Raw genomic sequence first — 11,061 nt, forward strand, 5'->3', positions numbered from 1 at the left:
CGGCTGCCGGGGCGGGCGAAGTCGTACGGGACCGCGAATCACCCGAGCGGGTGCATCCAGCCGTGGGTGTCCTCCGCGATACCGCGCTGGACGTCGAGGAGCCGGTCGCGCAGCTTCATCGTGACCTCGCCGGGCTTGCCGTCGCTCTGGGTCCACTCGCCACCCGCAGACTTGACGATGCCGACGGGGGTGATGACGGCGGCGGTGCCGCAGGCGAAGACCTCGGTGAGGGTGCCCTTCTCGGTGCCGGCGCGCCACTCGTCGATGGAGACGCGGCCCTCCTCGGACTCGTAGCCGAGGTCACGGGCGACCCGGAGCAGCGAGTCACGGGTGACACCTGCGAGCAGCGAGCCGGTCAGGGCCGGGGTGACGATCTTGTTCCCGTACACGAAGTACAGGTTCATGCCACCGAGCTCCTCGACCCACTTGTGCTCGACCGCGTCGAGGTAGGCGACCTGATCGCATCCCTTCTCGGCGGCCTCGGCCTGGGCGAGGAGGGACGCGGCGTAGTTGCCGCCCGTCTTGGCGTCGCCCATGCCGCCGGGGACGGCGCGGACCCGGTTCTCGGAGAGCCAGATGGAGACCGGCTTCACGCCGCCGGGGAAGTAGGCGCCGGCGGGCGAGGCGATGACGATGAAGAGGTACTCGTTGGCGGGTTTCACACCGAGGCCGACCTCGGACGCGATCATGAACGGGCGCAGGTAGAGCGACTCCTCGCCGCCGTGCGCCGGAACCCATGCCTTGTCCTGCTGGACCAGCAGGTCGCACGCCTCGATGAACGTCTCCACCGGCAGCTCGGGCATGGCCAGACGGTGCGCGGAGCGCTGGAAACGCTTGGCGTTGGCCTCGGGGCGGAACGTGGCCACCGATCCGTCGGGCTGGCGGTAGGCCTTGAGCCCCTCGAAGATCTCCTGCGCGTAGTGCAGGACGTTGGTGGCGGGGTCGATCGACAGCGGGCCGTAGGGGACGAGCTGGCCGTCGTGCCAGCCGCGGCCTTCGGTCCACTTGATGATCACCATGTGATCGGTGAAGTAGCGGCCGAATCCGGGGTTGGCCAGGATCGCCTCGCGCTCCGCGTCGGACAGCGGGGTGGAAGAAGGCTTGAGCTCGATCGTGGGCGTCGTCATGAGTGCGTGTCCTTCACCGGTTTTGTGTGTGAGGGACCGCGCTCACGCCGCTCCTGTCAGACAGGTGCTAGGACGTCCGAGCTTTATCGCAAGCCACGGCCCCGTTCGATTATCGCTCGACGGGGGCCATGCACGAAATGACGTGATTGCGGTCCAGGGATCGATGGTGGCACCCGGGACCACGCAGGAGAAGCCGCCGGGTGCGGTTGCGACCCGGCGGCTTCGAAGTGGAGTCGTCGGGTCAGCCGGCTACGCGTACCGCGAGCGCGTCGCCGATCTCCGAGGTCGTACGAGGGGTGTCGCCACGTCCCGCGAGGTCGGCGGAGACGGCGTCCTCGATGCGCCCGGCCTCGGTCTCGTAGCCGAGGTGGCGCAGCAGGAGGGCGACGGAGAGGATCGCGGCCGTGGGGTCGGCCTTGCCCTGGCCCGCGATGTCCGGGGCGGATCCGTGGACCGGCTCGAACATCGAGGGGAACTCGCCGCTCGGGTTGATGTTGCCCGAGGCCGCGACGCCGATGCCGCCGGAGACGGCCGCGGCGAGGTCGGTGATGATGTCACCGAAGAGGTTGTCGGTGACGATCACGTCGAAGCGCTCGGGCTGCGTGACGAGGAAGATCGTCGCCGCGTCCACGTGCAGGTAGTCGGTGGTGACGTCCGGGAAATCGGCCGCGACCTTGTTGAAGATGTTGGTCCACAGGTGCCCGGCGTAGGCCAGCACGTTGTTCTTGTGGACCAGCGTCAGCTTCTTGCGCGGGCGGGCCTGGGCGCGAGCGAAGGCGTCACGGACCACACGCTCGACACCGAACGCGGTGTTGACCGAGACCTCGGTGGCGACCTCGTGCGGGGTGCCGGTGCGGATCGAGCCGCCGTTGCCGGTGTACGGACCCTCGGTGCCCTCGCGGACCACGATGAAGTCGATCTCCGGCTGGCCCTTGAGCGGGGTCGCGACGCCCGGAAGCAGCTTCGACGGCCGCAGGTTCACATGGTGGTCGAAGAGGAAGCGGAGCTTCAGCAGGAAGCCGCGCTCCAGGACGCCCGACGGGACCGAGGGGTCACCGATCGCGCCGAGCAGGATCGCGTCGTGCTGCTTGAGCGCCTGCACATCCGCGTCGGTGAGGGTCTCACCGGTCGCGTGGTAGCGCTTCGCGCCGAAGTCGAACTCCTTGGTCTCCAGCTTCACATCCTGCGGGAGAACAGCATTGAGGACCTTGAGGCCCTGAGCCACGACCTCCTGGCCGATACCGTCACCAGGGATCACTGCGAGATTGATGCTGCGAGACATGTCGGCACCTTACTGCTCGTCCCACCCCATGACATTTTGCGTCCACCATACGGACACATGGGGAGTTGTACGTGTACCGTTCACCGATTCGCGGGGAAGACGTCAGCCGACGGGTGGATGTTCTGGCCATGGACATCCCCCGCTTCGGCATTCCCGAGAAGCTCGCCGACCGAATGAGCATGGCCGAGCAGCACGACTACCTGCGCACCCGGCTCACCCGGCGTGGCGCGCTCCGCGCGGGTGCGGCGACCGCGGCCGTCGTCGGCACCGGGCTCGCCGCCTCGCCCGCCTACGCCGCGCCCACCGTGCTCTCCTCGCGCAACTCCTCCACTCAGGTGGACGGTTCGCTGGTCGCCCCGTTCGGCCGGCATCTCGCGTACGGTGCCGACCCGAAGACGCAGATGCGTATCTCCTGGCAGGTTCCGTTCGCCGTCAGGCGCCCGTACATCCGGATCGGGCTCAAGCCGTGGGCGCTGAGCCGGAAGATCGACGCCGAGGTGCGGCATCTGACGACCCCGCTGCTGAACGACGGCAAGATCGCGGCCGCCGAGCAGTTCTACGTACACGCGGGACTGGACCGGCTGCAGCCCGGCACGACGTACTACTACGGTGTCGGCCACGACGGCTTCGACCCGGCCGACACCCGCAACCTGGGCACTCTCGGCACCTTCACCACCGCGCCCTCGCACGCCGAGCCCTTCACCTTCACGGCCTTCGGCGACCAGGGCGTCAGCTACCACGCCCTCGGCAACGACCAGCTGATCCTGGGCCAGAACCCGGCCTTCCACCTGCACGCGGGCGACATCTGCTACGCCGACCCGTCCGGTTCCGGCCAGTCGAGCGACACGTACGACGCCCGCACCTGGGACCAGTTCCTGGCGCAGACGGAAACCGTGTCGAAGACCGTGCCCTGGATGGTGACCACCGGCAACCACGACATGGAGGCCTGGTACTCGCCGGACGGCTACGGCGGCCAGAACGCCCGCTGGTCGCTGCCGGACAACGGCCCGGACCCGGTGGGCCAGCCCGGCGCGTACTCGTTCGTGCACGGCAATGTCGGCGTGGTCGCGCTCGACGCCAACGACGTCTCGTACGAGATCCCCGCCAACTTCGGGATCAGCGACGGCGGACAGACCCGCTGGCTCGACCGGCGCCTCGGTGAGCTGCGGGCCCGCCACGACATCGACTTCATTGTCGTCTTCTTCCACCACTGCGCCTTCTCGACGACCAACGCGCACGCCTCGGACGGCGGGGTGCGGGACGCCTGGGTGCCGCTCTTCGAGAAGCACCAGGTCGACCTGGTCATCAACGGCCACAACCACGTCTACGAGCGCACCGACGCGATCCTGGGGAACGCGGTCGCGCGGAAGGTGCCGATCGGCGAGCGCACCGACCCGACGCGGGACGGCATCGTGTACGTCACGGCGGGCGGCGCGGGCAAGGCGCTGTACGACTTCCCGGCGCCGGACACGTACGAGGGGCACGTCAAGGACCAGGAGAGCGTGAACACGTACCACGTGGTCAAGGGCGGCGGCAGGGCCACCGAGACCGTGGAGTGGTCGCGGGTGCGCTACACCGGCTTCTCGTTCCTCGCGGTCGAGGTCGAGCCCGGGCGGCACGCCCGGATGAAGGTCACCGCGCTCGCCGAGTCGGGCGAGCGCATCGACCACTTCGAGATCAGCCGCGGATGAGCTGAACCCCGCCGGTCTCAGTGACCGGTGGAGCCGCCGTTGTCCCTGCGGTCGAGGGCTCGCTGCAGGGCGGCGGCGGCATTCTGGCGCTCCGACTCGGTCGGGCGGTGGGTGTGACGGACGCGGCGGACAGTCGTCTCGGCCATGGTGGATCGACTCCTTGAGATCGCGAGGACTTCGAGATCGAAAAATCGTGAACGTGATTTCGAGATCGGGATTTCGAGGCGCCGGAAGGGGCGGGGAGCAGATGCCGCAGGGGTTGCCTGCACAGGGGCACGTGCTCACGACCGCCAGTCGCTGGATCTAGCGAGACGTTCGGCTTCTACAAAGCTAGGGCAGCTCGGCCGGTCTGTCTCCACAATTACTCGGACTTCCTACTATCTGAGACGGAGGTTTGGCGCCGCCCGCCCGCAGTTCTCGGATCAGGGCCCGCACGGTCAGGGATCGTGCCTGCTCAGAGGTGGTGCCACAGCCGACCGACGAGGTCGGCCGCTCCGGTCCGGGAGCGGCGGTCTCGACGTCCTCGGGTACTCCCTCCAGGGAAAGCCGCGGCATGATCGCCCTTCCGAGACCACGGGACACCATCGAGAGCACTGCTCCGTCGTCCTCGGTCTCCACCGTCGCCGCAGGCCCTTCCCCGGCCCGGGCGAGGTCCTGGCCGAGAAATCCGCACCTGTCCGTCGGTCCGCACCCCCGCGATAAGCCGGGACGGCGACCGGGAGCCCGGCACCCCGTCGGAGGGCCGGACCGCCCGCGCAGGAGCCCCGGCAGCCGGCCGACCGGTCAGGACCTGACGGTCACGCCTCGGGTCCTGCGGGCCCACGTCCGTCAGCAGCTGCAGCCGCGTCTCCTCTGCCTGCGGCGCCTCGCGGCCCGGGACGCGGGGCGCGGCGGCGGGTCCCGTCACAGCACATCGCCGTCGCGCCAGTCGAAGATCAGCTTCCGGGACGGGGAGGGCAGCGGACGTCCGGCCGCGCCACGGACGTACGTGCTGCCCTCCGCGTCCGGCAGCGGCGCCACACCACTCAGCCCCTGCACGCCGATCTGCCCCTGCCACACCTGCCAGCCGCGCGCCGCGTACAGCGCGGCCCCGGTCTCGGAAGCGGACAGTGCCCCGAAGGCGTACGCCCCGTCGATGACCCGCTCCACTGCCGTCATCACCCGGTCGCCGAGCCCCTCACGCCGGCGGTCGGCGCGGACCGCCACGCCCTCGACATATCCGATGCGGTACGAGCGGTGGGCGTGGATCACCCGGCGCTGGACGACACTCCCATGCGCGAGGAGCCCACTGCCGTCGCGTGCGTAGGCGTGGATGCCGCCCAGGGTGTGGTCCCAGTCGTCGTCGCTGAAGCCGCCCTCGAAGGCGGTGTCGAGGAAGGCGCGGATCCCGTCGCGGGCGGTCGGGGTCAGCTCGTAGGTGTGCACGGTGTGCCACAACGGCTCAGTCATGTCCCCCAGCCTCTCAGGCACCTGCGCCACCAGGTACTCAGTGCGCATCTGAGTAGCTGCCACGTGTCGAAGAGTGGCGCGCCGAACGAGAGTTGGGCCCATGAACGGCCTTTACGCTCTGAAGCCGTGGTACGCGGACAGGCTTTCCGGTGTCCGCGCCACGCTCGTCCGCCGCGAGGTGTCGCCCGGCACCCTCACCGCCGCCGGTGTCGCCTCGGCGGCCGGTGCCGCCGTCGCACTGGCCGCGCTGCCCACCGGCCTCGCCGCCCTGCCTGTCGCCGTACTGCTCGCGGCCCGGCTCGCCTTCGCCAACCTCGACGGGGCGGTTGCCCGCGAGACGGGCCGGACCACCCGGCGCGGTGCGGTGCTCAACGAACTCGGCGACCGGGCAGCCGATCTGCTGGCGCTGGCCGGTTTCCTGGCGCTCGCCCCGCTGTGGCTGGTGGCGGCGGCCGGGCTCGCGGCGACGCTGCCGTCCTGGGTGTCGCTGGCCGGCGCGGCGGCGGGCGCACCCCGCCGCAACGGCGGCCCGGTCGGCAAGACCGAGCGCTGTCTGCTGGTCGTCGTCGCGGCGGCGAGCGGCTGGGCGGTGCCGGTCCTGACCGTGATCGCCGTCGGTTCACTGCTGACCGCGGCGGTCCGGCTGGCCTGGCTGTGGCGGGAGTCGGCGTGAGCGCCGCACTGATCGCCGAGGAAGCGGCGGCGCGGGCCGTGCCGCTGGTCGCCGGTGTGCTGGGGGCGGGCGGGGTCGTGGTCGCCGTACTGCCGTCGAGGGTCCGGATACGCGCCGAACTGCGCAGGCGGTGGCGGACCTGGGCGCTGGTCGCGCCGGTCTTCCTGGGGGCGTACGTCCTGGGCGGCGGCGGGACGTTCGTGCTGGCCGCGGGGCTCGGGGTGATCGCGGTGAGTGAGTTCGTCCGGATGGCGGGGTCGGCGCGCGGGGACCACGCGGTGCTCGCCGCGGCGGCCGTCGCTCTCCCGGCCGTCGCGTGGCTGGCACCGCACCTCCTCGACCTGCGGACGGCGGCGCTGCTGTTGATCGCCGCGGCGGTTCCTTCGCTGCTGGCCGGGGACGACAGGTCCGGCTTCACCCGCACCGCCCGTACCGCGTTCGGACTGCTGTGGATCCCGGTCGCGCTGACCGGACTGGTGACGCTCGGCGAGACGGGGGTCGCGGTGGGCCTGGCGGTGGCGCTCGGCGATGTCGGTGCCTGGTGCGGCGGTACGGCGCTGGGCCGTCGCGGTCCGCTGTCCCGGCCGCTGTCTCCGCTCTCGCCCGACAAGACCTGGGCGGGGGTGATGGGCGCGGCGGCCGCAACGGCGCTGCTCCTGCTGCTCCTCGGCGCGTTCTCGCTACCGTTGTGGGGTGCGGCGCTCGGCGGCTGTGTCCTCGGTGACCTGCTGGAATCGATGATCAAGCGGGAGTCCGGGGTGAAGGACGCGGGTAGCTGGCTGCCCGGCTTCGGCGGCCTGCTCGACCGGATCGACTCCCTGCTGGTGGCCCTTCTCCTGGCGATGGTGATGGTGCGATGACGACGCTCGAGCGCACTGATGGCCAGGGCGTCCCGTCCGTGCTCCCGATACGCTCCCGCCTGTCCGCCGCGATCCGCCGCGGCCTGTGGTGGGGCGTCCTCAGCCTCACCGGCGGGGTGGAGCGGCGGGGCCGGCTGCCGAGGGGCGGCTGTGTGGTGGTCGCCAATCACTCCTCTCACGCCGATACGGCCGCGCTGCTCGCAGCGCTCGACGCCCGGCACACCCCGGCGATCGGGGCCGCAGCGGACTACTGGTTCGGCTCGCCGTGGCGGCGCCGGATCTGCCGCAGGCTCGCGGCCGGGTTCCCGGTGCGGCGCAGCGGCGGCGGCATGGACGATCTGCTGTCCATGGCGGACGAACTGCGGGCCGGCCGGGCGGTCGTCCTGTTCCCTGAGGGCACCCGTGGCAGGGAAGGCGAGCTCGGCTCGTTCCACCGGGGTGCACTGGTGCTGGCGGAGCGGGCGGGGGTTCCGGTCGTGCCGGTGGGGATCGGCGGAACGGACCGGCTGCTGCCCAAGCACGGGCGGCTGCGTTCGGCGCTGGTCCGGGTGGCGATCGGCGACCCGCTGCCCCCGACGGTCACCGCGGAGGAGGCCCGTGACGCGGTCGTGGCACTGCACGCTCGTACGACGTCCGAGCCGTTGCGGGACTCGGCGACGCGGCGCCGGGTGGCGGCGGTCGTCACGTCGCGGTGGGGTCTGCCGCTCGCGTTCTGCTGGGCGGCGGCGGAGGCCCTGAGCTGGCCGCTGATGCCGGAGCTGCTGCTTGCGGTGGCGTGTGCGGCGGTGCCGCGCGCGGCACCGAGGATGTCTCTCGGCGCGCTCGCGGGCAGCCTCGCGGGCGGCCTGCTCGCCGTCCAACTTGCCTCCATGGGAGTGCCGTTGCCCGCGCCTTTGACCACTGAGCGGATGCGGGCCGAGGTCCGGCACGAGCTGGCGCTGGAGGGCGCCTCGGCGGTGCGCCACCAGCCGTGGAACGGCATCCCGTTCAAGGTGTACGGCGCCGAGGCGGGCCGGGCCGGGACCGGGACGGCGAAGTGGCTCGCCGCCTCGGCTGCGGCGCGCGGTGCGCGGACGCTGACGGTGGGACTGGGCTTCGCCGGGTTCGGGCTGCTGATGCGGCGTCACCGGTGGCAGTACGGCCGGTATCTGGTAATGCTCGGCGGCGGGTTCGCGACCGGACTGTCGCTCATCGTGCGCGGCTGGCACTGAACGCCGACACAGCAGGAGATCCTGGACACCGTTCAGCCATCCATACAATTGATCCGACGTATTACCCGTCAGAACCCTTGACGACCCCTCTAGCGCCAACCATCCTCCCAGTCATCGGATCACTGATCCGTCATCTGAACCGTGAACTGAGGGAGGACCCGTGTCATTACGGAACCGGATCAGGACACTTTCGATCGTCCTCTGCGGCGCCCTCGCGTCGACGATGCTGCTCGCCGTCGACGCGCGCGCCGAGGAGGCCGGATGGACGGTACGGGACAGGTCCGGCGGACCCATCGCCGAACTGCGGCTGGACCGGGCGAGCGGGGCCCTGGACCTGTCCGTCTCCCGCGCCGGTGAGACCGTGCTCGCCCCCTCGCCCGTCGGTATCGTCACCGAGCGGGCCGACTTCTCCACCGGCCTGTCGTTCCTCGGCCGCAGCGACCGCACGGTCCACGAGCACTACCGAACCGCCGCGGGCAAGGCCCGCAGCCGCACCGTGGACATGCGTGAGGCACGCTTCCGCTTCCGCACCGGGGCGGGCGCCCGGCTCGACGTGGTCGTGCGGGCGTCGGCCGACGGGGTCGCCTACCGGTACGACCTGCCGGGCGACACGGGCGACGTCCTGCAGGAGAGCTCGGCGTTCACCCTGCCCGAAGGCTCCTCCGCCTGGCTCGGCGCCTACCGCAAGGACAACGAGAACCTCTTCAACGCGTACACAGCGGCCGGCGCCCCGGCCGGCGAATACATGATGCAGGCACTGTTCCGTACCGGGAACAGCTATGCCCTGGTGGCCGAGTCCGATCTCACCGGCAGCTACTCCGGGGCCCGACTGGCCCACGAAGCGGGGTCCTCCACCTATCGCGTCAAGCTCTGGGACGCGCAGGTGCGGACGGCCGGTGCGCTCACCACCCCGTGGCGCGCCGTGGTCACCGGCGACCTGGCGACCGTCACCGAGTCGACGTTCACGGACGACCTCGCCCCCGCGTCCAAGGTCCCCGACACCTCCTGGATCAAGCCGGGCCGGGCCCTGTGGACCTGGCTGGCGGGCGGCCGTCCGGCGGGCCAGAGCCTGGAGATGCAGAAGGGATACGTCGACTACGCGGCTGCCCGCCACTGGCCGTACACCGTCGTCGACGCGGGCTGGTACTTCGACCCGGCGCAGTGGGACGTCACCGACCCCGACTGGCAGACCCACAGCTGGATCCCGGAACTGGTGCGTTACGGCAGGGAACGGGGCGTGGGCATCCAGGTCTGGATCCACCACCGCGACCTCGACACCGCCGAGGAGCGGGCCCAGTGGCTCCCGACGCTGGAGAAATGGGGCGTCAAGGGAGTGAAGATCGACTTCATGGACTCGGAGGCCCAGGAGACGTTCCAGTGGTACGACCGGATCCTCCCGGAGACGGCGGCCCACCACCTCATGGTCAACTTCCACGGCTCCACGATCCCCAAGGGCATCCAGCGCACCTGGCCGCACGTCATGTCGCTGGAGGGCGTCAACGGGGAGGAGAAGAAGACGAACACCGCCCAGCACCTGACCACGCTCCCCTTCACCCGGAACGTGATCGGCTCCATGGACTTCACCCCCGGCGCCTTCCACCGCCCGAACCGGCCCAACGCCGGTTCCGACGCAAGCGAGTTGGGGCTCTCCGTCCTGTACGAGTCCGGCATCCAGAACCTGGCGGGCACACCCGAGTCGTACGAGGCACGCCCGGAGGCCCGGCACTTCCTGGAGCAGTTGCCGGACGCCTGGGACAGTACGCGGCTGCTGGCCGGGGAGCCGGGGAGCAGTGCGGTGCTGGGCCGCCGCTCCGGCAGCAGGTGGTTCATCGGCGGTATGTACGCGGGTGCGGCGCACACCGCCGAGGTGCCGCTGCGGATCGGATCCGGACGCTGGCTGGTCGAGACGGTGACGGACGGACCGGCGGGACCGGTGCGCACGGCCCGCACGGTGCGGGGCGGCGACACGCTGTCGGTGGATGTGGTTTCCGACGGCGGCTTCGCCGCGGTGGCCTGCCGCTGGTCCCCGGGCCGTACCTCCTGCGACCGCTGAACCGGTAGCGGCGGCCGGATCACCCACCGGGCTCACCCGGCGGCGCGGGCCGTTGTCGGTGGGCGCCCCTACTGTTCATGAGCAGGGGACCCGCGGACAGCGGCCCGGCGGGAGGGGACGACGATGGGCTTCAGCATGCAGGCGCGGGCCGTGCCGGCCGCCCGACTGCCGCGGGACTTCGACGGGGTGGCGGCGGTCTTCGCCGACACCGACGACGAGCTCGACCGTCCGGCGACGGACCTGAGCATCTCCAAGGACTTCTCCGCGGTGCACGAGCTGTGCCTCACCGCATCGCCCGGTCATGGCAGTTGCGAGCTCCCGGTCTTCGGCGGGAACGTCCACGAGGACCCTGCCGGGATCGAGGCTCCGTCGGTGACTCTGGAGGCCCCGGAGGTACGGAAGGCGGCGGAGTTCCTGCGCGCTCATCCGTTCGACGAACTGTGGCGCGCGGCCGACGGCGGCGTCGGCGCGCACTGGGGATGGCCGGAGGCCGAGGTCCGCGCCGTCTTCGCCGCGCACCACCGGCGGGTGCTGGACTTCTACGGCCGGGCGGCCGAGGCGGGCGACGCGGTGGTGAAGCGCTTCCTGTACTGATGCTTCCCCGTACCCGAGAGGCGGAAGTGACTCCTCCCCGCCATAAATGACGGGGCTTCTCGCTAAGCCGGTTTGGCCTCGCGACGGGCCAGCCCGGCCCGTAGAACGTTGATGGCTCCCA

11 protein-coding genes are annotated in these 11,061 nt (G+C 71.0%); 6 read left to right on the forward strand and 5 right to left on the reverse strand.

Annotated elements, in window-relative coordinates:
- Positions 1-38: 38 nt before the first annotated feature.
- Both ACFYP5_RS37940 and ACFYP5_RS37945 read right to left on the reverse strand, forming a co-directional pair.
- Positions 39-1,127 carry a branched-chain amino acid aminotransferase gene (locus tag ACFYP5_RS37940; protein WP_389044481.1) on the reverse strand — a complete coding sequence of 363 codons (1,089 nt, stop codon included), beginning with the start codon at positions 1,125-1,127 and terminating at the stop codon, positions 39-41.
- 241 nt (positions 1,128-1,368) lie between these two features.
- On the reverse strand, positions 1,369-2,409 hold the full coding sequence (locus tag ACFYP5_RS37945) for a 3-isopropylmalate dehydrogenase (protein WP_389044483.1): 1,041 nt from the start codon (positions 2,407-2,409) through the stop codon (positions 1,369-1,371).
- Between the two features lie 128 nt (positions 2,410-2,537).
- Here ACFYP5_RS37945 and ACFYP5_RS37950 point away from each other — a divergent pair, with 128 nt between their 5' ends.
- Positions 2,538-4,100: a purple acid phosphatase family protein gene (locus ACFYP5_RS37950; RefSeq protein WP_389044486.1), complete on the forward strand. Its 1,563-nt coding sequence runs from the start codon at positions 2,538-2,540 to the stop codon at positions 4,098-4,100.
- Positions 4,101-4,117: 17 nt separating this feature from the next.
- On the opposite strand, the gene ACFYP5_RS37955 is transcribed toward ACFYP5_RS37950, so the two are convergent.
- The 3 genes from ACFYP5_RS37955 to ACFYP5_RS37965 form a co-directional block, all read right to left on the reverse strand.
- Positions 4,118-4,246: a hypothetical protein gene (locus ACFYP5_RS37955; protein WP_093772350.1), complete on the reverse strand. Its 129-nt coding sequence runs from the start codon at positions 4,244-4,246 to the stop codon at positions 4,118-4,120.
- A 184-nt stretch (positions 4,247-4,430) separates the two neighbouring features.
- On the reverse strand, positions 4,431-4,718 hold the full coding sequence (locus ACFYP5_RS37960; RefSeq protein WP_389044488.1) for a LysR substrate-binding domain-containing protein: 288 nt from the start codon (positions 4,716-4,718) through the stop codon (positions 4,431-4,433).
- 285 nt (positions 4,719-5,003) lie between these two features.
- Positions 5,004-5,549: a GNAT family N-acetyltransferase gene (locus ACFYP5_RS37965; RefSeq protein ID WP_389044491.1), complete on the reverse strand. Its 546-nt coding sequence runs from the start codon at positions 5,547-5,549 to the stop codon at positions 5,004-5,006.
- A gap of 100 nt (positions 5,550-5,649) precedes the next feature.
- On the opposite strand from ACFYP5_RS37965, the gene ACFYP5_RS37970 reads away from it, so the two are divergent.
- The 5 genes from ACFYP5_RS37970 to ACFYP5_RS37990 all read left to right on the forward strand — a co-directional run bounded on the left by ACFYP5_RS37970 (position 5,650) and on the right by ACFYP5_RS37990 (position 10,940).
- Positions 5,650-6,222 (forward strand): CDP-alcohol phosphatidyltransferase family protein, encoded by a 573-nt coding sequence (locus ACFYP5_RS37970; RefSeq protein ID WP_389044493.1) that lies wholly within the window; start codon positions 5,650-5,652, stop codon positions 6,220-6,222.
- A complete protein-coding gene (locus tag ACFYP5_RS37975; RefSeq protein ID WP_389044495.1) occupies positions 6,219-7,082 on the forward strand; it encodes a phosphatidate cytidylyltransferase in 864 nt (287 codons plus the stop codon). The genes ACFYP5_RS37970 and ACFYP5_RS37975 overlap by 4 nt, the downstream gene beginning before the upstream one ends.
- Complete coding sequence (locus tag ACFYP5_RS37980; RefSeq protein ID WP_389044496.1) at positions 7,079-8,293, forward strand: lysophospholipid acyltransferase family protein; 1,215 nt, start codon at positions 7,079-7,081, stop codon at positions 8,291-8,293. The genes ACFYP5_RS37975 and ACFYP5_RS37980 overlap by 4 nt, the downstream gene beginning before the upstream one ends.
- 223 nt (positions 8,294-8,516) lie before the next feature.
- Positions 8,517-10,346, forward strand: a complete 1,830-nt coding sequence (locus ACFYP5_RS37985; protein ID WP_389044500.1) for a glycoside hydrolase family 97 catalytic domain-containing protein — start codon at positions 8,517-8,519, stop codon at positions 10,344-10,346.
- A 123-nt stretch (positions 10,347-10,469) separates the two neighbouring features.
- Complete coding sequence (locus ACFYP5_RS37990) at positions 10,470-10,940, forward strand: DUF1877 family protein (RefSeq protein WP_389044497.1); 471 nt, start codon at positions 10,470-10,472, stop codon at positions 10,938-10,940.
- The last annotated feature ends 121 nt before the right edge of the window (positions 10,941-11,061 follow it).

Origin of the sequence: Streptomyces sp. NPDC005262 (assembly GCF_042872425.1) — a bacterium.
Classification (GTDB): Bacteria; Actinomycetota; Actinomycetes; order Streptomycetales; family Streptomycetaceae; genus Streptomyces.